The organism is Exiguobacterium sp. FSL W8-0210 (assembly GCF_038006045.1).
In the GTDB taxonomy this organism is placed as follows: Bacteria; Bacillota; Bacilli; order Exiguobacteriales; family Exiguobacteriaceae; genus Exiguobacterium_A.
In genome coordinates this window covers 1,645,436-1,669,824 of sequence record NZ_JBBOUK010000001.1, presented here as the reverse complement: position 1 = coordinate 1,669,824, position 24,389 = coordinate 1,645,436, and the positions used below count along the sequence as shown (strand labels likewise).

Here is a 24,389-nt window from a genome sequence, read left to right as displayed (position 1 = left end):
GGTCGAAAGTCATGAAACGAAACTGGGTTATTTGTGGTGTGGCGCTGAGCCTACTGCTAAGTGGATGTGGGGAAAAAGAAGTCGTTGATAAAAAGTCGGAAAAACCACGCGAGACACAGCAAAAAAGACAAGCTTCACAACAAGCCTACATAGAAAAGACGATGCAGCGTGCGGATCGTTACGCTGCCCAGTACGATTATGACCGGGCGATCAAAGTGTTGAAACCCGTCCGCGCAAAAGAGACGAAACAGAGGGAAGAGGAATACGAACAGAAAAAGCAGGCGCTCCTGCCTGTGACGAAACCTGTGCCACATCTCTTTTTTCATTCATTGATTGCTGATCCAAACCAAGCATTTGATGGCGACCGGAAGGAAGCAGGATACGATGATTACATGGTGACGCAACAGGAATTCGAACGGATTTTAGATGCGTTGTATAAAAACGATTACGTACTCGTCCGACCAACAGACTTAGCAAAAGAGGTGAACGGGAAGATCGTTGAAACACCTGTCCGTTTACCAAAAGGAAAACACCCGCTCGTGCTCTCGCAAGATGATGTCAATTATTACGAATACATGAAAGGCGATGGATTTGCGAAGAATTTGAAAGTGAAGGATGGTAAAATCGTCAACGAGATGGTCGGAAAGCCGGATGGTGCTTATGATCTCGTACCGCTCGTTGATGCGTTCATCCAGTCTCATCCTGACTTCTCCTATAAAGGAGCAAAAGGGTTGCTCGGCATCACAGGTTACAACGGGGTGCTCGGTTATCGTTCCTCCTACAATCAATACGGACACAATAAACAGGTTGAAACGGCACGAAATCAAGCGAAGCAGACCGCTGTCGCATTAAAACAGGACGGCTGGCAGTTCGCGAGTCATACGTACGGACATATTTGGGTCGGGAAAGAATCAGTCACGACGATCCGCGCTGATCTTAAACGCTACAAACAGGACGTAGCACCGCTGATCGGAAAAACGCCGCAATTGATTTATCCGTACGGCAGTGATGTCGGAGATTGGCACGATTATTCTGGTGAGAAATATCGTTTGCTCATCGATAGCGGTTTCCGCTATTTCTTTAATGTGGATGCGAGTCAACATGCGTGGAAACAAGTTGGTCCCGACTATTTCCGTCAAGCCCGAATCAACGTTGACGGGATTCGTCTACGTCAAGCCGTTGCTGGAAAGACGAACGTACTCAATCCGTTCTTTGATGCGAGAGAAATCTTTGATCCAGCACGACCTGAGCGGAAATGAATGATTTAAAACTAGTTGAATCCATCGAGTAAAGCAATTAAAACGATAGTGGCGGAGTCCCGTCCTGATCTGTAAATTGATACGTCTTCGCGAGATCGGCAACGAAGACGGCTTGCCCAGAATAACGGCTAACATCGTCATCTGCCATTAGCGCTGTGACTGCCCGTCCGATATAGGTCGTCGATTCTGTCGCGGCGCTCGCGAAACCGGCATCGACGACCCGTTCGGTCCGCATGAAACCGGGGCAGAGCGCGATGACAGAGATAGTTGTTTGAGCTAACTCTTGCGCTATGACGTGCGTCATCCGATTAATCGTTTGCATCGCCAAATCATAATAAAGATTTCCGGCCACCTGATCTGGTGTGAATGACGTCAAATTGATGACGAGCGCGGCTGGACTCTGTTGCAGTAATGGCATCGCAGCCCGAATCGTCCACAAATACGCTTTTGGTCCGGCGGACATCATCGCGTCCCAATGTTCCGGTGGTCGCTCCCAAAACCGTCGTCCGGTTCCGGATGGCAAGTGGCTTTCCGAACCACCGAATACACAATTGATGAGGAGATCGATTCGACCATGTTGATGTTGGATCTGCTGAATCAGACGATTGATGTCCGTTTGATTCGTATGGTCACAAACGACCGGGATGCCAAGTCCGTCGCGTGCCGTGACACCAGCAGCCGTCTCTTCGATCGTCTCGCTACGATTGTCCGTCGTCTGTTCATTCGTACTTCGTCCCGTGACGTAAACAATCATTCCGGCGCCACCTAAAGCATAAGCGATGCCACGTCCGGCGCCACGAGAGGCACCAGCGACGAGTGCAATACGTTTTGGCATGATGAAACTCCTTTAAGATATGAGAAGACGGATGGGCAGATGCGCATCCGTCTTCTTCTGTTTTAAAAACCTTTAATCGTCATCCCGCCATCAACATAAAGTGTTTGTCCCGTCACGTAACGGGCAGCGGCAGATGATAAGAAGACAACTGGACCAACGAGCTCTTCTAATTCACCCACCCGACCGAGTGGTGTCACGTCAACGATCTCCTGCAGATATGTAGGATCTTTTAGTAAGGGTTCCGTCAGCGGTGTTTTAAAATACCACGGACCGATCGCATTGACACGAATGTTTTGTGGTCCCCATTCAAGGGCTAATACCTTCGTCATCTGAATCATCGCCGCCTTCGTCGTCGCATACACGACACCGGTCCGTAAGGCGACGTGACCCGCGACGGAGGCGATATTCAGAATACTTCCACCTGTCTCTTGCATCCGTTTCCCGATTTCTTGAGCAAAGAAGAAGGCGGATTTCAGATTCGTCTGTTGGATCGTTTCCCATTCTTCTTCCGTCACATCGAGTGCCTTCGAGCGAATGTTCATTCCGGCATTGTTGACGAGTCCATCAATCTGCGGTACTTGTTCGTAGGCACGAGCTACCGTCTCGACGACTTGTTTCCGGTCAGTGATGTCGCACGGGAATATGTAAGCCGTTCGACCGAGTCGTTCGATTTCTTGTGCCGTCTCCTTCAAATCCCGTTCCGTCCGGGCGACGAGAATGATGTTAGCACCGGCTTCTGCCATCCCGATGGCGAGCGCGCGTCCGATACCTCGTCCAGCTCCAGTGATAAGAAATGTCTGATCGATTAACGAAAAACTTGGAAGATACATGATGTCACGTCCTTTTATTGAGAGTCACCACTTACTCTAATGAAAAATTGACTGAAAAGAAAGAAAAATCAATGCATTCCGAAATGATAATGGTAAAATATTGAAAAGGAGTGATGGGATGAAACGTGGTTTAATCGTGACATTATGTGTAGCACTCGTGAGTCTTTTAGCTATTCAATTGGTCGGAACGGAAGCCTATCGCTATTTCTTTTATGATCCAGCAACTTCTCAAACCCAAATTATAGTTAATGGAGGAGAAGAAGGTAAACCGACCAAACAAAAGATAGATGTACGAAGCGAGGGATTTGCGGATAAGGATGCATTAGGAGTGACTACCTTTTATGGCGTCGTCGGTCTTGTCATACTACTGATTGTCCTCTTCAGTCTACGCTACTTCTTGAAGCGTTTACGAAAACGGCGCAAACAGGAGAGTGTAGTCGACGATCTCATGGATCCGCCTCCAGTGTTTACACAGAATCGTTCGACACGACAAACATTTGTCGGTGAAGAATCAGAGTCAGAGATTCGCCGGCTTTTACAAACATTCGATCGGCAGCTGACACGACAAAAACGCCGCCGCTCTGAAGAGACGGTCGGCGAATGGTTACAACGGATTGATGTCACGCTCGATCCGTCGATCTATCATCTCGTCCGTTACGGCGAGACGCCGGATTCAGAGATTTCGCAAGATCAGGTCGATGATCTAAGGAATGAACTACAAGTGCATCTTCAACGTGACTGACCGAGTAAATCAAGCAGGATGGCATGATGGGAGGCGTCTCGTGAGACGAGTGACAATTTGCGGACGACATCAAACCCATCAACCGGTAACGTCTTGATTTCAGGGGATAGTCCGTCTTGAAAAATCTCCGGTAACAGGGCGATGCCGAGCCCGGCGCGAATGAAACCGAGGACGCTTGATCCGAATTCCATCTCGTTTTCTGCCTGATAGACGGCACCTCGTTCGATGAACGCGTCTTTTAGGATGTTCGTCGAATCGCAATCAATCGGGAGCGATAAAAAAGAGGCATCTCGAATTTGCTCAAACGCCACAGACGTACAGCCTATAAATCGTTCATCGTCTTGATGCACGTAAAGCAAAAAATTCTCCGTATACAAATGCGTCGTATGATACGGATGGACATGGTGACGATCGTCGAGTAAGACAGCATCGTATCGCCGTTCTTCAAGACCTTGCATCAAATCGATCGTCGTATGCGCCGTCTTCAACTTGAGATCCGGGGCCGTCGCGTGACGCGAGACGTGACGGGGGAGATACGTCATCGCAACGCTTGGCCATGATCCGAGCGTCAGGGTCGTCCGTTCGTCGATCGTACCGATTCGTCGTTTCATCTGATCAATTCGGTCAAGGAGTTCACGACTCTCTTCAAAGACGATTTCGCCAGCTGTCGTCAACGTGACACCATGTGCCGAACGGTGTAACAACGAGACGTCGAGTGCACTCTCAAGACTTTTGATTTGTTTACTTAACGCCGGTTGCGTCATATGCAGTACTTCACTTGCTTTCGTCAGGCTGCCGGTCTCCGCGGTGACGAGGAATGCTTCCATCCATTCGGTCTTCATTGGTTCACGCTCTTTTCATACAGGTTCTCTAGAACGTACGCCATTTGAACGCATCTGACAATCATTTTGCATTTTTTATATTCTTAGTTTGGAATATTCTAAAGTGGGAATATATAAAATAAAGAGGTGAACGGATATGAACGAGCAGATGTCCGCACGATTTTCAGCACTCGGCGACCCAATACGATTACAACTCATCGAAGCATTACGAAAAGGTCCTCGCTCCGTCAATGAGTTAGCCGATCAACTACACTTACGCCAACCGCAAACCTCGAAGCACTTAAAGCTGTTGCTTGACGCAGAACTAATCACTGTCGAGCGGCAGGCGAATCGTCGCTTGTATAGCCTTCGTCCAGAAGCTTTTCGAGAACTTGTCACGTGGAGTAACACAATGGCCCAGATGGAAGCACGCATGTATCGTCTAGATGAACATTTGCAGCAGATGCAATCATCCGCGAAGGGAGACGAGACGAATGAAAAAGGAACTGAAGACATCGATTGATGGTAAGGTGCTACGAATGGAATGGGTTTGTGAGGCACCGCGAGAAATCGTCTTTGCCGCATTCACGGAAAAAGAGCAACTCGAAGCCTGGTGGGGACCAGAAGGCTGGGAGACGACAATCAAAACGTTCGAATTTCAACCGGACGGCGTTTGGCATTATTGCATGCGGTGTGTCGATCCAACACAAGGTGATTTTTATGGCATGGAGTCGTGGGGGAAAGCAATTTTTAGACATATCGATGCCCCGAACACCTATAGTCATGCCGATTACTTCTCCGACGCGTCAGGAGCTATCTCTGAAAATTTACCAGGTAGTGAAAATGTCACGACATTCATTGACCATGGAGAAACGACCTTGATTGTCTTTGAATCGACCTACGAAACGGAAGCAGCTGTGCAAGTAGTGCTGGGGATGGGAATGAAGGAAGGTTTCACGTCGCAACTGTATCGCCTAGATCACCTATTGACGAAACAGTAAGAAGGAGTCGATGTTTTGGTGCGGAAGATCGGTTTGGCTTTATGTATCCTATTCTTAGTAGGTTGCGGAAAGTATACGATGGAAGATGCGAAGAATAACGGTGACATCATCGTCCAGAATGGTGTTACGAACAGCGACCGATTCGAGTCTTTTTTGAAGAAGTCGAAGCAAGGAAAATCAGATCAGATTCGCATCACAGCGTTTACGACTGAAGGTGACCCGGTGTTGTATGACATCAAGTATGATGGCAAGACGTATCAGTATTCGTCTGATTCATCACGTGATCAGTTCGGTTCAACAGACGACGATCGTAAAAACGAAGTCTGTCAGCAACTCGACAAAACGATCGTGAAGCAAGAGATAATCTATACGTTACGCCAATGCGCTGAAGGGGCGGATCATGAGCTCTTACGATTGCTAAAACAATAATCAAAAAGGATCGTGTCCCGTCGAATCAATCAGCGGGCACGATCCTTTTTATTCGCTGTCGAGACGACGCAAGGCTTCGCGCCAACTGGAGAAGCGTTCAATCAACAATGTCATTGAAGGTGCTTGGTGCGCGCGCGCCCACTTGGCATATTGCTGACTCGTCAGTAGCGGTCCATGTGTGGCTGCAGCTTGTTGAAGAGCGTCTAAGCAGTCTTGGTCAGTGAAGAAGCCGTTCGAGGTGAGATCGAAGTGTGCCAAGGCATTTTTCCAGGTGCCGAACCGACGAATGATCGTATTCGCACTCAGCATTTCTGGGTGTAGATCCCGCAATTCTGTGTAGGAGCGAATCGTCATGTTCGTTCCTTTTTGTGCGACATAAAAAGCAACGCTTTCTTCGATCGACCACCGCTTCGTTCGCTTGACCGCAGCGGGACGGTTCAGCGTCATGCGTTCTTTCGTCGATAAATGGGAAGCCTTGACGATTCCAGCTCGTTCTAACAGGTGTGCCCACGAACCGAATCGGGCGTTGATTTCTTCAAGCGAAGGGTAAGGAAGTTGAGCTGCTAACTTTTGATAATGGGTAGCTTTCATAGGTGAATGGTGCATTTGATGAAGACCTTGAATCAAGCGGATGATCTTCTCATCCGTTGCTAAGGTAGAAGTGGAAGTCGGATGTTGACGCATGCAAGATATCTCCCTTTTGAATGGTTGGTTCAATTAAAAGCAAGTGTAGCATGGGCGTTTGCGAGAATATACTAACAATATTGTAAGGTAAGAAAATAGCGCATTTCTATCCGAGAAATACAGGAGAATTAGAGACGAAACACGAATACAATATTATAGAAGAAAAGAGGGGGAACTGATCAATGACAGAAACACAGACGATTGATACGATGGAGGATATTTTAAAGATGCTCGACGCGCGATTGCGTGAACCAGAACCGTTTTGGGACAAGTTTTATGAAGATCGGTCGAAACCGGTTCCGTTTTTTAAGAACATTCCGGACGAGAACTTAGTTCGTTACGTCGAAGAGGGCTGGCTCTCGCCTGGTGACGCGTTAGATCTCGGAACAGGACCGGGTCGAAATGCGATTTATCTCGCAACACACGGTTTCTCGGTGACGGGACTGGATTTTTCAGCAACCGCGTTAGACTGGGCAACGGAACAAGCTCAACAGACTGGGGCACATGTTGCGTTTCGAAAGCAAGATTTTCTAAAGACGACCGAACAGAATACATATGATTTCATTTACGATTCCGGCTGTTTTCATCATATGGCGCCACATCGACGTGTGACCTACGTGACGCGACTGAAGGAGATGTTGCGCCCAGGAGGATATTTCGGATTGACGTGTTTTGTTGCGGGCGGTCCGCTTGGCGGGGCGACGTTGACGGACTGGGAGGTCTATCAAGAAAATAGTCTCCAAGGTGGACTCGGATACACGAAAGAGCAGTTCACATTATCTTTGGAGAGACTGACTTTTGAGTCAGCCCCTTTTTCTTGGAGCACATCACGCTTGTTGGGGTGAATTACCAGGCTCGATTTGTCCGCCAGGAAAATTCCAAACGTTTTCTCCTCGTGCTACATACTGTCGTACCAGCAATACGTGTCCGTTTACTAATATAATTGCTTGTGAAATCATGATTTTACTGTAAAGGATTGAATTAACTGTTCAATCGTCTCTTGCGGTGTTCGGAGTGGAACGTATCCGAGTTGTTTGATTCGTTCGTTTGCGAAAGTAGCGCGTTCCGCCGAACGATTCGGTGTTCGGTATGGCGTGCCGCTCGCATGGATCAACATCAACCGAAAATCCGTCTCAGGTAGATTCGCATCGATCGCATTGAAGATGTCCCCATTATGCGCATTTTTTGCGGCGATGACGATCATCTCGACTAGATTATCCGTATGGACCCACGGAACGACATCGTCCGGATGCACCCAGGTAATCACATCCGCCTCTTTCATCCGCTCGACTTGACGATCCCCCCAGTAGGACTGCTTCTCGGCACAAATTGATCCTGGACGTAAGATGATTAAATCGGAATCGGGTGTATTTTCCTGTAACAGGCGTTCGGATTCCTGCTTTGTATGGATGTAGACGTGCTCGGACGATAGGAGCGGTGACGTTTCCGTAAAATGTCCACTCACGACTTCTCCGTACACGGAAGTCGTCGAGATGTGAACGATGCGCTTGACACGAGCTTTTGTCGCAGCATCCGCGAGATGTTGTACACCAGTGACATTTGCTTCCTGTGCTAAATCGGGATCATCTCCGAGATAGGCAGCACAGTGAATCAACAGATCGACGCCTTGAAGTGCTGTAAGAAGCGAATCCGGATCACCGAGCTCACCGATGACTGCGTGGACATCTTTGAAAGCGTATTGATCCGCTTGTTCCTTAGAGCGATACAAACCGCGCACTTCACGCGCTTCTTCAAGAAAACGTCGCGCAACACGAGAGCCAAGCGTTCCGGTCATTCCTGTAACTAAAATCGTACTCTCTTTCAGATTCATGGATGCTTACCCCTTTGACTCTGTCTTTTCAGCGAAACATTTGTCACAAATGAAACGTCCTTCGCTTTTTAGGTACGCCTTCACTTCCGTCATCCCGCGATGTTTCGGATAGCGCATCTGGATGTAGACTTTTTCGTTTCCTTCAATCGTTTTGCCGCAATGCATACATGACGGTTCTTTGCCGAACATTCTAACGCCCCCTGATTATGTTTATCTTCTCTTTTATCGTAAAGGAAAAACCAGAGTGTTGGAAGAATAAAGTAAAAAAGGAATCTAAAGGAGGGTGTCTATGATCTTCATTGCTATCTTTCTCGCCGTTGGTGGAGTCGTCTGGTTCATTTCAGCGCGGAGTCAATCGAAACATCGCTCGCTCGACGATCAGGAATATACACTGAACCAGCATGATGTCCATCAACAACAAAATCATCGTGATTTTTGAAGGCATGTAAAGGAGCATCCAGTCCATTGACTGAATGCTCCTTTTTAGCGATTGCGTACATGAAGAAAATATTTTGCGTTGCTCCAAATCAAGGCGAAAATCAATAAGCTGATCGCGAAGATCTGAGACTGACCGGTCTCATACGAATACACGACCAATACGACGATAATCCCCATCAATAGGAGTTGCAAAGAAGACTGTGAACGGATGAGTCCCTCTAACATGACGTGTCGCTCGCCGTCATCTGAGGCAGCGAACAGCTTTTTGATATAGTTTGTTTCCGAGTACTTCGGGAACTGACGGTCCGGATATATATGATGCATGAGATTAAGATAAAAAACAGAGGCAAGACTACTGATGATAAAAAAGAGTCCGCTCAGTATCAAATGAAGTCCGAACTGGTTTTCAATGATGCTAAACGATGCGAGCCCGATGCTGAGAAGAGTAGAAACCTGAACCATCATCATGCCGTCTGCATAGTATCGATTCACTTGATCATCGATTGCGTCCTCTTCGTCGGAAGAAACAGAGTGTTGAGTCAATTGACGAATTTGTATATAGCGTACGATGTAACTGAGAGTCAAGATCGTCAAGATAACCAAAAGACCAGTGAATATGTAATCAAGATAGAGCGCCAGTTCAAACTGTGACAAATGGGTACGTGTGAGGACAAACATGGCAAAATAACTACTGATGCCACCGAATAGTGCTGCGATGATGACCTTGCCTGCTTCCTTGTTCATGTTAATTCCTCCTCATCGAAATAAAAGATGTCTTCTAACGGCGTATCAAACACACGAGAAATTTTGACAGCGATCAATAGCGACGGCATGAATTCTTCACGTTCGATTAAGCTGATCGTCTGGCGCGAAATGTTCGCACGCCGTGCCAGTTCAGACTGATTCCATCCGTGACGGGCACGTAATTCTTTTAATCTGGATTTCATATAGGGATTCACCTCCTATATAATGTAACTTATCATGGTCTTTTTGACAACTATAATAGTCAAAAAAACAATATAATAGTCATTTGTTCGTAAAATGATCATATCGTTGGCATAAAATGTATACTGGAATAAGTTGAAAGGAGATGTGAAATCCGTCGATGAAATCTCAGTCACCTGTAAATGATATTTTTTATAATGATAAGGATGTTGCGCATCGAATCGCTTCGATTCTCCAAATGGAAGAGACATTGCTCAAACAAAAAGTTGCGTATCTCCAGGACGTCACAGACCCTGGTACCACTTCTGAATACGAACAAGGGCGTCAGCGGCTATCGGATAAGCTCGATACGTTGAGACGTTCCGTAAAAATGGATCTCGTCTCGCGCGATGACGTCACACCTCGAACGAGAACACGTTTTGAACAATCACTCAGAGCAACAAGTGTGACAGAAGAGGAAGCCCGTCTCATTCAAGACTATCTCCGAATTGAGGCGACGATGCTGACAAAATCGGGAGAGGCGGTTTCCGATCTTCATTCTGCTTTATTTGACGCAGATGAATCCACTCGAAAACAAGCGCTCTTATCGATTGAGGAAGCGTTCCACATGGAAGAATCCGTCATTCAACCGTTGTTTTCACGACTCGTTGAGTTACGACAAGCGCGTGCCGCTGCATGCGTTAAGACAGGATATGAGGAACTAGCTTTTGCGGAGCTCGGACGCGTCGATTATACGAGTCAAGATGTCAATCATTACGCGACCATCATTCAATCCGCCTTTCTACCGGTCAAACGGCATTTTCAGCGCGAGCAACAAGCGTTTCTCGGAAAAGCAACCTTGCATCCGTGGGACGTCCGGCAATCGGCGTATACGAACATTGCTCATCACATAAATGGTTCGGATAAGTTATTCCTAGACAAGATACAAGCGATCCTTGAGAATGTTCATCCACATTTTGCAGACGTATTACATAAGATGCGCCAAGCGGACCATCTCGATATCGGTGTCCGTGCAAACAAAGCCGGCGGCGGGTTTTGTGAGTATTTACCGGTCGAGAAACAATCGTTTTTGTTCATGAATCGTATGCAGACATTTGATGATCTCGTCATCTTCATGCACGAGATCGGGCATGCCGTCCATCATGATGCGATGAAAGAAACGTACGATGGACTACAATCGATTCCGCTTGAAGTAGGGGAGTTCGCTGCCATGTCGCTCGAGTTGTTGACGATGAACGAATGGCATCAGGTGATTCCGAATAAAAAAGACGTTGCCCGGGCAAAACTGGAACAGATTCGTTCCATTGTCGAGTTCTTACCCGAGACGATCATCGTCGATCGTTTTCAATCATGGCTCTATGCTCACCCCGATCATGATCCGACAGAACGACATGCCTATTATGCCGATCTCCGAGAATCATACGATACGGACGTCATCGATTGGTCGGAAACACCCGATTGGAAAGGTCACGCATGGATGAGTGTCATCCATCTCTTTGAGACACCTTTTTATTACATCGAGTACGCGATTGCTCAAATCGCCGCTCTCCAGGTTTATCACCGTTTCACGAAAGACCCTGACCAAACGCTGAAAGATTTCATCGCAGCTTTAGCGCTTAGTCAAACCCATTCGATCCAAGCCGTCTATGCGAGAGCGGGCGTATCCTTCTTACCAAGTGATGCGGAAATGAAAGAGTTGATGGCGTTCCTAGAAGGTCAAATTGAAATTTGGACAAATCAGTTAGAAAAGACATATTAAAAACAACACGCTTTGATCAGAAATAGCAGATGTACAAAACGATAGGAGGACTGACATGAATATCCGTAAAAACATCGTCTATGCGACATTATTTAATGAAACAGGCGATCAATTATTGATGGTTGAAAATCGTGGCGATCACGGAGACTACTATACATTGCCCGGTGGAACGGTCGAGCGCGACATAACGTTACATACGGCAATCACGCGTGAAGTTCTGGAAGAGACAGGATTTACAATCATACCAAGTGACATCGTCCATCTGGCAGAAGCATTCTTCCCGCAAGCGGGGGAACATTGTCTCTTTTTCTTCTTTGCGGGAGAAATCACTTCCGGTCAATTAAAGACGAATGTTCCAGAAGAGATTTCCGGACTCGTCTGGATGGATCGTGAAGAAGCGTTCAAACACCTCAATTTACCGGAAGCATCAAAAGAATCGCTCTTTGCTGGTCGAACGGTACCGTATGATTTTGCAGGAGAGATCATCCACGCGTAAGGAAGTGTCGCTTGACGTACTAACGTGACGGATTTTCGGGTACAACACTACAGGAGCATTACCCGAAACTTGTAGAAAGTCAGGTGAACACACGGTATGTCGATTCTTACGTTTCACGAAGTCAGCTATCAACACATCTTACACGAAATAACAGGTGAGTTCCGCGAAGGTGTCATTACGACGCTCGTCGGACCAAGTGGTGCCGGGAAATCGACGACATTGAAACACATCAATGGACTGATTTCTCCCGATCGCGGCGAAATTTGTTTTCGAGGCGAACCACTTGAGCAAATGAATCTGCTCGATGTCCGCAAACGGATCGGGATGGCGTTCCAAAGCGCGCCGATGATTCCAGGTACCGTCTACGATAATATCAATTTGCCGAAATCGATCTTCGGTGAATCGTTGCCACGTGAAGAAGCGGAACGCTTGCTACAACAAGTTGACCTATCCGTCGAACTTGAGCGACCGGTCAAAGATTTGTCGGGTGGTGAACGGAGCCGACTCGGAATCGCACGGACACTCGTCAATCGACCGGACGTCCTGTTGCTTGACGAAATCACGGCAAGTCTCGATTACCGGAGGGTACAGGAGATTGAGAAGCTGATTCTTGATTTACAGCAGAAGTTACAGACGACAATCATTTGGATTACGCATGACTTAGAGCAAGCCAAGCGGGTCAGCGACGACGTCTGGTTTTTAAAAGACGGTCGATTGATTGAGTCTGGTGCATTCAAGGAACTCGCTTCAAGTGGTCAAGCAGAGACACAAGCTTTCTTGAAGGGGGAATCGGTATGAGTTACCTCCAACTGGCGACTTCGCTCATCTTCATTTTGATTCCCCTCGTTTTAGCACGGACGTTACGGCTTGGTTTAGAGAAGGACATCCTCATCGCAACCGTTCGATCGATCGTCCAACTCTTGATCATTGGTTATATTCTGACGTTCGTCTTTGAAAGCGGCAGTCCAATTTTCATGTTACTGATGATTTTGTTAATGATCGGTGCAGCGACACTGAACGTCATCCGTAAAGGGGACGGGATTCCTGGGATTCAGTGGATCATCTTGTTCACACTGATTGCGGTTGAAACTTTGACGATGGGTATTTTGCTCGGGTTACGAATCATTCCGTTTGAAGCCCAGCAAGTCATTCCAATCAGCGGGATGGTCATCGGAAACTGTATGATCTTGTCCTTATTGTTCCTCAATAAGTTCAAGGACGAGGTCGAACGAAGCGACGAGGTCATCGAACTGATTCTTTCACTCGGTGGAGATGCGAAGACAGCGATCGATACGAGCTTAAAAGGCGCAATCAGGACAAGTATGATTCCAACGATTGAAGCGCAAAAAACGATGGGGCTCGTCCAACTGCCAGGGATGATGAGTGGGTTGATCATCGGTGGCGCCGATCCAATGGAAGCGGTCCTCTATCAACTATTGATTCTATTCCTGATCTTGACGACGGCGGCGATGGCATCGGTCCTCGTTGGTTTTCTATCTTACCGTCGACTGTTCAATGAAAAAGCACAATTCATCGGTTTGACCTATAAGAAAAAAGACATGTAAGGAGTACGATATGCAGACTTATCCGATTACAGAACTTCATGAGGCTGGGACATAACTCAGTTTCACAAACAAAAGGCCCTCGAAACGACTATACGTTTCGAGGGCCTTGTTCTATGAAAAAAAACCGATTCTGAATAAACAAATAAGGACAACCTCTGATAAAGTTAAAGTGATCAAACCATAACCATCGGAGGTGCCCTTATGTTTAAAGATTATAACATGAACCAGCTGGTTCTGCCCTTAGATTTAGAAGTTCGTCTTCAAGAAAATGATATTGCGTTCGCTGTCCACCATCTCGTCGAATCCATTCCAGACGATGTGTTCGAGCCTTTCATGCGCACGACAGGATGCCCGGCTTACCATCCACGCATGATGATGAAAATTATCTTATGTGCCTACACACAATCGGTCTTCTCCGGTCGGAAGATTGAAGGATTACTATCCGATAGTCTGCGGATGATGTGGCTAGCACAAGGGAATGCGCCGAGCTATCGTACCATCAACCGTTTTCGAGTGCATCCCGCAGTCACTCCGATATTGAAGCAAGCCTTCGTTACCTTCCGTTGCCATCTCGTCGAGATGGGAGAAATCAATGAAGAAGCCATCTTTATCGATGGTACAAAGTTAGAGGCGAATGCGAACCGATATACCTTTGTTTGGCGGAAATCGATTGAACGTCATAGTGCGTCTCTCGTGGACAAATCGAATCGTATCTATGACAACCTCGTCGAACAAGACATCCTACCGGAAATTGAACGAGAAAACCCGGACGAGCTTACTCTCTCAGAACTCGAACACATGGGTGAAGCTGTAGACGCACATATCGCTTCCATCAACCAAAAAATCGAGGCGAGTACGGACACCCAAGAAAGAAAACGTCTGCGTTCTGAACGGAAGGAACCACGTCTCCTTCGAAAGGAAATTACAGATTTCATCGAGCGGAAACAGAGATACGCCCTTCAAAAGAGGACGCTCGCTGGACGGAACAGCTATTCGAAAACGGACACGGACGCGACGTTCATGCGAATGAAAGAAGATCATATGCAAAATGGACAACTCAAACCAGGCTATAACGTTCAAATCGCGACCGAAGGACAATACACACTCGCTTATGATATTTATCCGAATCCGACGGATGCCCGGACGTTACTCCCCTTTTTAGATGAGGTCAGCTCATATTTACCACTACCACCGCATATCGTTGCGGATGCCGGCTATGGGAGTCAGGAGAATTATCAGGATATTCTGATGCGCCGTGGGCGCATTCCACTCATCCCTTACACGATGTTCGAAAAAGAAAAGTCGCGAAAATGGCGCAACGATCCCTTTAACACAGCGAACTGGTCTTACGATGAAACGGCGGATCGGTTTGTGTGCCCGAATGGACAGGACGTAACGTTCCGTTACATGTCCAAGAGAACAGATCGTTACGGATTCACGCGTGATTTCAAGGTGTATGAAAGTGAAGGGTGTGATGGCTGCCCGTTCCGCTCCCGTTGTACAAAGGCCGAAGAAGGGCGTCACCGACAGGTACACATAAACACTTCATGGGAAGAACAAAAAGAACAGATGAAAAAATGGCTTTCAGATCAAAAAACAGGATCCCTCTATGCGAAACGGAAGATAGACGTGGAACCAGTTTTTGGATATCTGAAGGCTAATTTGAGTTTCACTCGCTTTTCTGTGCGAGGAAAAGCGAAGGTGAAGCGTGAGCTCGGCTTCATCCTCATGGCCGTAAATTTGAGGAAATGGCTCATCCAAAGCGTTGCCCGAAGGGCAGCTTGACGAGAGACAATGAAAAAAGAAGGAATTGCACATCCTCAGTGATGGCAATTCCTTCTTTTCGTTAAATTCAGCTAGTTATGTCCCAGCCTCATGTCGGATACGGAGTATCAGTAATAAACCACCGGTTTTGACACTTCATGTATCCGAAAGTTTATCGTTTCAACTAATCATATGAACTGACACAATCATGTTATGGAAAACAACTACAGAAGAACTCACACGACCGTTTCTTTGATTAAATATCATTTTGTATTCTGCCCTCGATACAGAAGAAAGATATTTCTTCGTAAGGATGTCGAAGCACGTAACAATTGGTACGGGAGGTATGTGAAGAGTTGGAGATCACGGTGATTGCTTTGGAATGCGATAAAGATCATTCGCATATGTTTCTCAATACTCTACCAACACTTAGTCCTGCTGACATCATGGCAAAATTTAAAGGAGTGACCTCTAAAAAGCTTAGAGAAGAATTTGCTCATCTTCAACATTTGCCAAGTCTTTGGACGCGTTCCTACTTCGTCTCTACTGCTGGAAATGTATCGAGTGAGACAATCAGACGTTATGTCGAACAACAAAAAACAAGGGGGTGAAACCGTGTCTCAGACATTGACGGTAAATATCAAGCTTCTTCCTACTAGAGAACAGCAGCCTATTTTGGAAAGTATGATGGGGGCTTATATTCACGCGGTCAACCAGCTTGTTTCAGACATGGTAGAGGCAGAAACAATGATAAAAATGACAAGCAAGAATGTTCACGTTCGTTTGCCTAGCGCCGTCAAGAACCAAGCTATCAAGGACGCCCAAAGTGTTTTCAAGAAAGCGAAAAAATCACAGTTTGGAATCATCCCTATTCTCAAGAAACCGTACTGCACATGGAACAACCAGAACTATTCGTTCGATTTTGAGTCGATTTCTCTACCCATCATGATAAACGGTAAAGCGAAGAAAACGGCAATCCGCGCCGAGATGGTCGATCAAGACAATCGTATTTTTTCACTATTGAACAACAAACTCGGAGCACTCCGGATTATCAAAAAATCGAACAAATGGATGGCACAAATTGCTGTCACGATTTTGACAACAGAGAAAACAGGAATAAAAACAATAGGAGTTGATCTGGGATTAAAGATTCCAGCAGTCGCTACTACAGATTGTGATCGAGTTAGGTTCTTTGGTAACGGTCGAGAAAATAAGTATAAGAAACGAAAGTTTCTTGCAAAACGAAAAGATCTCGGTCAAAAGAAAAAGTTAAAGGCTATCAAGAAGTTAGATAATAAAGAGCAACGTTGGATGCAAGATACGGATCACAAAGTCAGTCGTGAAATCGTTGAGTTTGCAAAAGAAAACAACATTTCTGTCATCCGCCTCGAAAGACTGGCGAACATCCGACAGACGGCAAGAACAAGCCGTAAAAACAATAAGAATCTACACACGTGGTCATTCTATCGCTTAGCAACATTTATTGAGTACAAAGCAAAATTAGAAGGGATTAAAGTTGAATATGTCAATCCGGCATATACATCTCAGACATGCCCTTCCTGCGGCAAAAGAAACAAAGCGAAAGATCGAACATATTCTTGTTCATGTGGATTCAAGAAACACAGAGACATCGTCGGTGCGATGAACATTCGATACGCACCTGTGGTTGATGGTAATAGTCAATCAGCCTGAGAACCTTTATGGTCTGTCTTAGGAGGGGTGATGGCACACCCTCATCTGAAGGCTTGAGCAAAACAGAAATGGACTGCGCTCGCACAAGCACTTTGGAATCCCACTCATCCCGAAGAATGAGCTTACGGCTTTAGCCGTGGGAGTGTCAAAGAAGCCGACCTGCAACTGGTCGAACTAGCAACCGAAACGATTCAAAGCCGTTACGCTGACGATAAACATCACGTCGCAGCTGCATTGCGGACAAAAGATGGCGCAATAAAAACAGGTGTTCATGTCGAAGCCTATATCGGACGGGTGACAGTGTGCGCGGAAGCCATCACGATCGGTTCCGCCATCACGGATGGATTGACGGATTTTGAGACGATCGTCGCTGTCCGACATCCCTATTCGGATGAGACGGACCGAACGATTCATGTCGTCAGTCCGTGCGGCATGTGTCGCGAATTGATTTCTGATTATGCACCGGACGCATTTGTCCTCTTGACGATCGACGATCAGTTGACGAAAGTCCGGATTGCAGATTTGATTCCATTAAAATATGTTCGACAATAACCAGTAACTCCTCGTCGTTTAGATGAGGAGTTTTTTGCATTTACTTCTAAATCATCCTTATTATGGTTATGATAAAGACGGAATAACTAAGGAGGGATATGCGTGTCAGCTTTATTAGAAGTCGAACGGTTATCAAAAACCTACATACGTGGAACTGAGACGATCCATGCATTGAAGCAAGTCAGCTTTACGTTAGAGGAAGGAGGGTTCATCGCCATCATGGGCACGAGTGGCTCCGGGAAAAGTACACTGTTGAATATCCTGGGAGCGCTTGACGCGCCAACCGGTGGAACGTTGACCTTAAAAGAAAAACGGCAACGCGACATCTTCACTGAACCTGCTGCGACGTTATACCGTCAGCAACACATCGGGTTCATCTTTCAATCGTTTCATTTACTCGATGACTTGACGGTCCAGGAGAACATCGCCTTACCATTGATGTTGAAGGGGATGGATGACAAAACGATCAACCAAGAGGTAGAGATTTGGCTCAAACGAGTCGGACTGACGAAGTGGAACAATCATCGACCGCAAGAGCTGTCGGGTGGACAACAACAACGTGTTGCGATTGCACGTGCCTTGATCAGTCGACCACCGATCATCTTAGCGGATGAGCCGACGGGGAACCTCGATTTCAAGACATCTGCTGAAATCATGCAGTTGCTACAAGAACTTAATCGCGAACAACAGACGAGCATCCTGCTCGTGACCCATGATGCGACCGTAGCCGCTCATGCGAAGCGGGTGCTGTATTTCCATGACGGACAGATCGTCGCCGATCAGCTGTCGACCGGTGACGTGGCGCCGATCTTAGAGACATACGAGCAGTTCGTGGGGGCTGTATGAAACGACAACATCTCTTCCGTCTTTCCCACCGACTGTACCGTAAAAGTCCGATGATTTTAGTGACCTCAATCGGAAGCGTCATGATTTCGATTGGTCTTGTCTTAACGATGGTCATTTTTTTATTACATAATCAAGCCGCTATCGAAGCGGATCGTGAACAAAGATACGGTCAAGTCGATCTGACGGTCAAATATACACCTGAAGATGAGCAGGCGGATCAGTCCGTGTTTGAGCAACTTAAAAAGGATCACCTTGGACGCAGAGTCGATCTTACAGACGACAGCGCGCGTCGCTGGTCAAACGATGGCCGACGTGGAGACGATGGGAGTTCATTCGGATGCCCTGACGAAAAGTCGGTATCATTTCACGAACGATTTGAAAGAGGGAGAAGCGATTGTGTCAGCTAGACTCGCGAAGTCGCTGGATCGTAGTGTCGGGCAAACGCTTCGCGTCGGAGAAGAGACGTATCGAATCTGTGAGATTTTATCAAGTGCGATAACATCTGAATCTTCGAACGATCAAGTCTTGCTTTCGTATGCTGATTTGAAGAAGAACCATCCGATCGAAACGAAAGCCGTCTTGCTCAATCTAAAAAAAGAGACGGATATCGTCCACTATGCCGATACACTCGTCAAAGCGAATCCGAAGCTCCGGATTGAACTTTCGGAAGGGCAAGCGCTCTCACCGGCGCTGAACGGCTACATCGGCATCTTGTCAGTATTGATCCTTGTCGTGTCCGGCTTCATCTTGATGGCGAATTTCGACTTGTATTTACGTAAACATGCCGTCCAATTTGCCATCATGCGGACGCTTGGGGCGACGACACGGCAACTGTTTCAGCTGTTCTTCGTTCAATCTGGATTGATTGTCTTAGCAGGGACGCTGCTTGCGATTGTAGGGGGAATCAGCTTAGCGTTACTTGGACAACTGGTATGGCCGATAGAGGGTAAAATGATCGTCTCCCTCCTAATTGAACAGGGAGCGTTATTAATGCTCATCACGATCGGTAGCGCCTTGTTGACTTTGCTGTTGCTCGCGAGTACGGCTTATCGAAAACGGGATGTGTTACCACTCCACGTCTTGCGAGAAAATCAAAAAACGGTATCACGATCGTTCCGACGAAAACGTCTCGTCCTGTTCAGCAGTGGACTGACCGTCAGTTTGGTGTTATTCGCTGAAGTGATTGCCAGTACGGAAGGGGCGCGCGTGATCGCATGGCTCGGTGCGACTCTCGCGTTTTTACTGACGATGTATCTCGCGACGCCACTCCTCTTGAAAGGAGTGCTCCATCGAGCGGAACCGATCGTTCGTCGGTTAGCGGGACCGACGAGTTTCGTCGCCTTCCGGGGCGTGTTGCCACAACTACGGAAAAACGCCTGGTTGATGCTGATCGTTCAAGTATTGATGATCATCGTCGTCATCGGATCGACGTTCCTTGAGACGGTGCAACAAAACGAGCGGAAGTACATCATCAGCCAATATCCGACGGAGGTCGTCTTAAAGAGTCGTTTAGATGAAGGATCGCAAGGAGACCCGCTACAATTGATTCGACGGATTGAAACCGAGTTACCTGGCGCAAAAGAGACCTTCCTATCGTCTCGAAGCTCCTTTGAATACCAGTTGCTTCAGGAAGATGTCTCAATCGAGTACGAAGTGACGGACTATCGTCGTCTTGACGTCTTAGAGGGAGAACAGACGAGTGACACAGACGGAATCATCATCTCACGTACCTTCGCTAAAAAACACAGTCTCCAAAAAGGCGATACGTTGCCGCTCGGCCGATGGGATGGGGAACAAGAGCGAAGCGTTTCGCTCGGTCAATTCCGAATCGTTGGAATCGAAAAGAAGATAGCACCAGACATCCTCGTGGATTGGCGGAATGAGGAGCTACGGCAACCAAGCGATCACATCTTGAATGTCTTTATCGACGTTCCATCCGAGTTAAAGAAGGCGCAAGTGACCACAACATTATCAGAGATCACGCAAAGTTATCCGACATTGCAAATGAATCGACTATCTGACGCGCTTCATAATGCGGAGCAACAAACGACGGAACGTTGGTTCGTCTTCATCATTGCGCTTGTCGTCATGAGTGGATCCGTCTGGTTCGGACTTGCGAACGCCTTACTCAGTTTCGTGAGTGGAAAACGAGGCGAGTATGCCTTGCTACGGACGATTGCGCTGACTCGAAACAGGCTGCGTCAATTGACACTCATTCAAATGCTCTTGTTCATTGGGAGCGGCATCATCTTTGGACTGATCAGTGGTCTTGGTGCGACAATCTTCGTGACACGGATTGATGATACAGGATCATTCTATCTCAACGTCCCGACGATTGCTGGAACGATTGCCGGTTTGGTGGTGCTTGTCCTAGCCATCGCTTGGTTCGTCACCCGACGGAAGCAGGAAAACCTCGTTCACGAATTGAAACAGTAAGTATGGGCAAGTGAACCGGGGGGATCGAAATGCGAAAAACGATCGGGGCGATTCTATTACTTGTAGTGATTGGCGGTGTTGGTTGGTGGATGATCGCAGATGAACGGGATGCAACCTATGAGCAGATTGTTGAAGTGCAAGTCGTTCGGCACGTGACGAAGCAGTTCGGGCGTGACAATATCGCGTCAGTCAAACCTTATTTCGTAGCGTCCGAATCATCAAAATCACGACGTCACCAGATTGCCGTTCAATTGAAATCGGCACCGACTGGAGAATACCGGATGTACCGAGTATTTCAGAATAAGGTCGAATACATCGGTCGATCACGAACCGTTCGATCAGATTAAACAGTTACGTTAAATCAGTTGGGGGATTTAAATGAAAACGAAAGCCGAACGTATCGCGTTCATTCAAGAAGAAAAACGTCAACTCGTTAAACCACGTTTGTACAGCTCGTTACTGTACGGCTTTAGCATCCTGTTGGTCGTCGCCAATCGGGACATGTACTGGCCACTATTTTTATTATTTGTAGCACTAGTCTGGATTGCGCGGATCCACTCGCAAGAAGTCGAACGTGATATGGCTTTAACGATAGAACCACAGATGAAGAAAATCATTCAATGGCAGTATGTAACGGATTTTCTGTTCGTCATCTTAATGGGATTATTCTTTCCAATACTGATCGTATTCGACTTGCCATTCTTCCTCAGTTTTGCCGTCTATGTCGTTCTTGCGATTGTTTTGCTCGTATCCGATATGTTGCTTGAACGAAACGGAAAACGTCTTGATGCTGAGCATCCGACGAAGAAGGAGTTAAGGACGTATCCGAAGTCGTGGAAAAAGATCTAATTCGTGGAGCCGGTCGATGAAGCGGCTCCTTTTTGAGCATTCCGGTCGCTTCCGCGTGCGAGCCTGCCGTATGATGGAAAGGCACATGAAGAAGGAGGTCCTCGTATGCTTGCGATCATCATTGGATTCATCATCGGTCTGCTCGTACCGGTTCAAACGAGTGTCAATACACGATTACGGGGTGTCGTCGGTTCACCGTTCCTCGCTTCGCTGATTTCCTTTTCAATCGGCTCACTCTTCCTACTGCTTCTCGTCTTGCTCGTCGATGGGGATTTTACAGGTCTCTCAGCTACTGCCGATGAACCGTTCTGGATTTGGGGTGGAGGGTTGCTCGGTGTCATTTATTTGACTGGGAACATCTTGCTGTTTCCGCGACTCGGAGGCGTCCAAACGGTCATCATGCCGATTTTCGGTCAAGTCATCATGGGACTGTTGATTGATCATTTTGGATTGTTTGAAGCGAACGTCACGACACTTTCGTTGACACGGGTCATCGGTGCAGTGCTTGTGTTACTCGGTGTCGTCGGGACGGTCGCCCTCGGTGACTATTTTGCACGACGGCGCAAGCAACAGGTGGCATCATCAGAAAGCTCGGTGCTTGTCTGGCGTCTGCTTGGGATTCTGACCGGTATGATGAGTGCTGCCCAGACGGCGATCAATGGTCATCTCGGAAGTGTTCTCGGGTCAGCCGTCAAAGGCGCCTTGATTTCATTCGTCATCGGGACGATCACCTTGTTATTGCTGAATCTGATCCTCCGAACGAAGTGGCACATCGATCGGTCGCAACCCTTACCTGCTTGGATTTGGATCGGGGGATTGATTGGTGCATTGTTCGTTGCCGGTAATGCCTTCATCGTTCCGCTCGTCGGTACTGGACTCGCTGTCGTGATCGTCACGATTGGTTTACTGACCGGCAGTCTGTTGATTGATCGTTTCGGCTTGTTCGGTGCAAAAAAACAACCGGTCACGGGTGTGCAGATCGTCAGTCTGCTTGTCATGCTTGGAGGTATCGTGTTGATCCGCATTTAAGAACAGCTCGTTCTAACGTATGGATAGATACGTTAGAACGAGCTGTTTGTTTAATCGTTCTTAATAAAAAGAAGGAAATGATTTCCTAATCGATGAATTGAGATAAACTGAAGAAAGAGTCATCATTTAGGAAGTAGATTCGGAGGAGAAATGCATGAATCTAGTGGATATCGAACGACGATTACGAGAGGACTCAGAAGTGCAGCTCATGCTGACGACCGTGGAACGACTCGATTTACCGGATTGGTGGATTTGTGCCGGTGTCCTTCGTTCGAAAATTTGGTGCATTGATCAAAACGCACAGTCGGACATCGATATCGTCTATTTTGACCCATCGGATATTTCTGAAGCGACGGAAAAAAACATGAGCGGCAATTATGTGAATGGATAGATTTACCGTGGTCCGTCAAAAATCAGGCACGTATGCACACGATTAACGAGTTACCACCTTATACATCAGCACAAGATGCGATTTCAAAGTTTCCCGAGACTGTCACGGCAATCGGCGTGACGAGACGACCGGACTTTGAACTCTATCTTCCGTACGGGGCAGGTGACTTTAGGGATCGAATCATTCGCCCGACACCCCATTTTCAAATCGATACCGAGCGTCATTTGATTTTTCAGCGACGGGTGATCGAAAAAAGATGGCAAGACAACACAGGTCTACATATTTGTATATGAAACAGGAAGGAGCTTATGCTATGAAACGAATCAAACCTATAAAACAGATCACTCTTTTCGTATTAGGACTTCTTTTTATCAGCGGATGTGCACCGGAAAAGAGTGTCGAGGTGAAAGAAAAAGTTCAAGTGGATGGCACGAGTTTGTTCGATGGTGGATCCTATCCGACTGCTGCAGAGACGGCCGAGCATCAATTTAAGTATGACTTGAGTGACAAGTCAACCTATACCTTAAAGAAAGACGTTTTCCGAGTGAACGCGCGATTCGGCGACTATAGTCTACTGCTAGCAAGCGTGGTTGAAGGGCAATATGATTCGCTGATGATCTACGAAAAAAAGTCGAACTGGATGTTAAGCAGTTCGATGGATCTCATTCGGGATCAATCCACGAAAGGCGAGTCGATCGAAGGGAGTCTAGCGTGGGAAGGAAACAAGAAAAAAATGACGACGAAAATTGTCACGAATCGTCATTACACGGTGATTGAGACACGACTGAAAAGTGAGCAGATTCCGGCACGATTCGGAGAACGAACACGCACAATCAACGGGTTGAAAGTACATATTCAAAAGCAAGGGAAACAGCTCAATCTTGCCTACCAAAACGGAACGGACGTGATGTGGATCGTCAGTGATCGACCAGAACAAGTCCTACTTCGGCTCATAACGGCATCTCCAGACAGTCCGATTTCGGAACTATCCGATGACTTTTAGATCCGCCTCGGTGGGTCTTTTTTTATTTCCTGTGACCCGGTGAGAAATTGTATGTGGTTGAGGTTATGGCGCGTTTATCGGTCCTGCTTAGGGGGAATCTTATCCATGCAATCATATGTTGAAAATAATGAAAGCAATCGATGATCAAAAAGGTGAGGTGAGTTGTTAATCGTAACGCATTCATAGAAAAGG

General features: G+C 47.0%; 28 protein-coding genes and 4 pseudogenes. 23 read left to right on the top strand and 9 right to left on the bottom strand.

Annotated features, from left to right (window positions below):
- Positions 1-11 precede the first annotated feature (11 nt).
- Positions 12-1,259, top strand: coding sequence for a polysaccharide deacetylase family protein (locus MKY22_RS08905; RefSeq protein ID WP_341088381.1), 1,248 nt, complete (start codon positions 12-14; stop codon positions 1,257-1,259).
- A gap of 37 nt (positions 1,260-1,296) precedes the next feature.
- On the opposite strand, the gene MKY22_RS08900 is transcribed toward MKY22_RS08905, so the two are convergent.
- Complete coding sequence (locus tag MKY22_RS08900; protein WP_214728190.1) at positions 1,297-2,094, bottom strand: SDR family NAD(P)-dependent oxidoreductase; 798 nt, start codon at positions 2,092-2,094, stop codon at positions 1,297-1,299.
- A 62-nt stretch (positions 2,095-2,156) separates the two neighbouring features.
- Positions 2,157-2,924, bottom strand: a complete 768-nt coding sequence (locus MKY22_RS08895) for an SDR family NAD(P)-dependent oxidoreductase (protein ID WP_214728188.1) — start codon at positions 2,922-2,924, stop codon at positions 2,157-2,159.
- 118 nt (positions 2,925-3,042) lie between these two features.
- Here MKY22_RS08895 and MKY22_RS08890 point away from each other — a divergent pair, with 118 nt between their 5' ends.
- A complete protein-coding gene (locus tag MKY22_RS08890) occupies positions 3,043-3,666 on the top strand; it encodes a hypothetical protein (RefSeq protein ID WP_214728186.1) in 624 nt (207 codons plus the stop codon).
- On the opposite strand, the gene MKY22_RS08885 is transcribed toward MKY22_RS08890, so the two are convergent.
- Positions 3,654-4,508, bottom strand: a complete 855-nt coding sequence (locus tag MKY22_RS08885) for a LysR family transcriptional regulator (RefSeq protein WP_341088378.1) — start codon at positions 4,506-4,508, stop codon at positions 3,654-3,656. The two genes, MKY22_RS08890 and MKY22_RS08885, sit on opposite strands and share 13 nt — an antisense overlap.
- A gap of 148 nt (positions 4,509-4,656) precedes the next feature.
- Between MKY22_RS08885 and MKY22_RS08880 the strand changes: the two genes are divergently transcribed.
- The 3 genes from MKY22_RS08880 to MKY22_RS08870 are packed head-to-tail and all read left to right on the top strand — an operon-like array spanning position 4,657 to position 5,917.
- Positions 4,657-5,010 carry an ArsR/SmtB family transcription factor gene (locus tag MKY22_RS08880; protein WP_341088377.1) on the top strand — a complete coding sequence of 118 codons (354 nt, stop codon included), beginning with the start codon at positions 4,657-4,659 and terminating at the stop codon, positions 5,008-5,010.
- The gene (locus MKY22_RS08875; RefSeq protein WP_341088375.1) at positions 4,982-5,488 is read left to right on the top strand and encodes an SRPBCC family protein; all 507 of its coding nucleotides are present in this window, start codon (positions 4,982-4,984) and stop codon (positions 5,486-5,488) included. The genes MKY22_RS08880 and MKY22_RS08875 overlap by 29 nt, the downstream gene beginning before the upstream one ends.
- 18 nt (positions 5,489-5,506) lie before the next feature.
- Positions 5,507-5,917 carry a DUF4362 domain-containing protein gene (locus tag MKY22_RS08870; RefSeq protein ID WP_341088374.1) on the top strand — a complete coding sequence of 137 codons (411 nt, stop codon included), beginning with the start codon at positions 5,507-5,509 and terminating at the stop codon, positions 5,915-5,917.
- A gap of 48 nt (positions 5,918-5,965) precedes the next feature.
- Here MKY22_RS08870 and MKY22_RS08865 read toward each other — a convergent pair whose 3' ends face one another.
- The gene (locus MKY22_RS08865) at positions 5,966-6,601 is read right to left on the bottom strand and encodes a homing endonuclease associated repeat-containing protein (RefSeq protein WP_341088373.1); all 636 of its coding nucleotides are present in this window, start codon (positions 6,599-6,601) and stop codon (positions 5,966-5,968) included.
- Positions 6,602-6,783: 182 nt separating this feature from the next.
- On the opposite strand from MKY22_RS08865, the gene MKY22_RS08860 reads away from it, so the two are divergent.
- On the top strand, positions 6,784-7,446 hold the full coding sequence (locus MKY22_RS08860) for a class I SAM-dependent methyltransferase (protein WP_341088371.1): 663 nt from the start codon (positions 6,784-6,786) through the stop codon (positions 7,444-7,446).
- On the opposite strand, the gene MKY22_RS17370 is transcribed toward MKY22_RS08860, so the two are convergent.
- The 3 genes from MKY22_RS17370 to MKY22_RS08850 are packed head-to-tail and all read right to left on the bottom strand — an operon-like array spanning position 7,429 to position 8,621.
- Complete coding sequence (locus MKY22_RS17370; RefSeq protein WP_195864935.1) at positions 7,429-7,560, bottom strand: NUDIX hydrolase; 132 nt, start codon at positions 7,558-7,560, stop codon at positions 7,429-7,431. The genes MKY22_RS08860 and MKY22_RS17370 overlap by 18 nt on opposite strands.
- Positions 7,557-8,432, bottom strand: a complete 876-nt coding sequence (locus MKY22_RS08855; protein WP_341088370.1) for an NAD-dependent epimerase/dehydratase family protein — start codon at positions 8,430-8,432, stop codon at positions 7,557-7,559. The genes MKY22_RS17370 and MKY22_RS08855 overlap by 4 nt, the downstream gene beginning before the upstream one ends.
- 6 nt (positions 8,433-8,438) lie before the next feature.
- Positions 8,439-8,621: a Fe3+ hydroxamate ABC transporter substrate-binding protein gene (locus tag MKY22_RS08850; protein ID WP_341088369.1), complete on the bottom strand. Its 183-nt coding sequence runs from the start codon at positions 8,619-8,621 to the stop codon at positions 8,439-8,441.
- A 100-nt stretch (positions 8,622-8,721) separates the two neighbouring features.
- On the opposite strand from MKY22_RS08850, the gene MKY22_RS08845 reads away from it, so the two are divergent.
- A complete protein-coding gene (locus MKY22_RS08845) occupies positions 8,722-8,871 on the top strand; it encodes a hypothetical protein (RefSeq protein ID WP_023468457.1) in 150 nt (49 codons plus the stop codon).
- Between the two features lie 44 nt (positions 8,872-8,915).
- On the opposite strand, the gene MKY22_RS08840 is transcribed toward MKY22_RS08845, so the two are convergent.
- Both MKY22_RS08840 and MKY22_RS08835 read right to left on the bottom strand, forming a co-directional pair.
- Positions 8,916-9,614 carry a DUF3169 family protein gene (locus tag MKY22_RS08840; protein WP_341088368.1) on the bottom strand — a complete coding sequence of 233 codons (699 nt, stop codon included), beginning with the start codon at positions 9,612-9,614 and terminating at the stop codon, positions 8,916-8,918.
- Positions 9,611-9,817: a helix-turn-helix transcriptional regulator gene (locus MKY22_RS08835; protein WP_023468455.1), complete on the bottom strand. Its 207-nt coding sequence runs from the start codon at positions 9,815-9,817 to the stop codon at positions 9,611-9,613. The genes MKY22_RS08840 and MKY22_RS08835 overlap by 4 nt, the downstream gene beginning before the upstream one ends.
- Before the next feature lie 158 nt (positions 9,818-9,975).
- Between MKY22_RS08835 and MKY22_RS08830 the strand changes: the two genes are divergently transcribed.
- The 16 genes and pseudogenes from MKY22_RS08830 to MKY22_RS08750 all read left to right on the top strand — a co-directional run bounded on the left by MKY22_RS08830 (position 9,976) and on the right by MKY22_RS08750 (position 24,197).
- Positions 9,976-11,574, top strand: coding sequence for a M3 family metallopeptidase (locus tag MKY22_RS08830; protein ID WP_341088365.1), 1,599 nt, complete (start codon positions 9,976-9,978; stop codon positions 11,572-11,574).
- A gap of 55 nt (positions 11,575-11,629) precedes the next feature.
- Positions 11,630-12,070: an NUDIX hydrolase gene (locus MKY22_RS08825; RefSeq protein ID WP_341088363.1), complete on the top strand. Its 441-nt coding sequence runs from the start codon at positions 11,630-11,632 to the stop codon at positions 12,068-12,070.
- 96 nt (positions 12,071-12,166) lie between these two features.
- Complete coding sequence (locus MKY22_RS08820; RefSeq protein ID WP_341088362.1) at positions 12,167-12,868, top strand: ABC transporter ATP-binding protein; 702 nt, start codon at positions 12,167-12,169, stop codon at positions 12,866-12,868.
- Positions 12,865-13,635: an ABC transporter permease gene (locus tag MKY22_RS08815; RefSeq protein WP_341088360.1), complete on the top strand. Its 771-nt coding sequence runs from the start codon at positions 12,865-12,867 to the stop codon at positions 13,633-13,635. The genes MKY22_RS08820 and MKY22_RS08815 overlap by 4 nt, the downstream gene beginning before the upstream one ends.
- 201 nt (positions 13,636-13,836) lie before the next feature.
- A pseudogene (locus MKY22_RS08810) lies at positions 13,837-15,387 on the top strand (IS1182 family transposase); the annotation flags it as partial.
- Positions 15,388-15,612: 225 nt separating this feature from the next.
- Positions 15,613-16,010, top strand: a pseudogene (gene tnpA / locus MKY22_RS08805) (IS200/IS605 family transposase).
- A gap of 4 nt (positions 16,011-16,014) precedes the next feature.
- The gene (locus MKY22_RS08800) at positions 16,015-17,091 is read left to right on the top strand and encodes a transposase (protein ID WP_341088359.1); all 1,077 of its coding nucleotides are present in this window, start codon (positions 16,015-16,017) and stop codon (positions 17,089-17,091) included.
- Positions 17,092-17,247: 156 nt separating this feature from the next.
- Positions 17,248-17,643 (top strand): annotated as a pseudogene (locus tag MKY22_RS08795) (cytidine deaminase); the annotation flags it as partial.
- 96 nt (positions 17,644-17,739) lie between these two features.
- On the top strand, positions 17,740-18,489 hold the full coding sequence (locus tag MKY22_RS08790; RefSeq protein ID WP_082665911.1) for an ABC transporter ATP-binding protein: 750 nt from the start codon (positions 17,740-17,742) through the stop codon (positions 18,487-18,489).
- Positions 18,486-18,896: a hypothetical protein gene (locus tag MKY22_RS08785; protein WP_341088357.1), complete on the top strand. Its 411-nt coding sequence runs from the start codon at positions 18,486-18,488 to the stop codon at positions 18,894-18,896. Before MKY22_RS08790 ends, MKY22_RS08785 begins: the two co-directional genes overlap by 4 nt.
- Positions 18,886-20,925, top strand: coding sequence for an FtsX-like permease family protein (locus MKY22_RS08780; protein ID WP_341088356.1), 2,040 nt, complete (start codon positions 18,886-18,888; stop codon positions 20,923-20,925). Before MKY22_RS08785 ends, MKY22_RS08780 begins: the two co-directional genes overlap by 11 nt.
- Before the next feature lie 29 nt (positions 20,926-20,954).
- On the top strand, positions 20,955-21,272 hold the full coding sequence (locus tag MKY22_RS08775; RefSeq protein ID WP_035407705.1) for a hypothetical protein: 318 nt from the start codon (positions 20,955-20,957) through the stop codon (positions 21,270-21,272).
- A gap of 31 nt (positions 21,273-21,303) precedes the next feature.
- Entirely contained in the window at positions 21,304-21,774 is a 471-nt protein-coding gene (locus MKY22_RS08770) for a hypothetical protein (RefSeq protein ID WP_341088355.1), read from the top strand.
- A gap of 105 nt (positions 21,775-21,879) precedes the next feature.
- Positions 21,880-22,803: a DMT family transporter gene (locus MKY22_RS08765; protein WP_341088353.1), complete on the top strand. Its 924-nt coding sequence runs from the start codon at positions 21,880-21,882 to the stop codon at positions 22,801-22,803.
- 154 nt (positions 22,804-22,957) lie between these two features.
- A pseudogene (locus tag MKY22_RS17365) lies at positions 22,958-23,487 on the top strand (nucleotidyltransferase family protein).
- Positions 23,488-23,507: 20 nt separating this feature from the next.
- On the top strand, positions 23,508-24,197 hold the full coding sequence (locus tag MKY22_RS08750) for a hypothetical protein (RefSeq protein ID WP_341088350.1): 690 nt from the start codon (positions 23,508-23,510) through the stop codon (positions 24,195-24,197).
- The last annotated feature ends 192 nt before the right edge of the window (positions 24,198-24,389 follow it).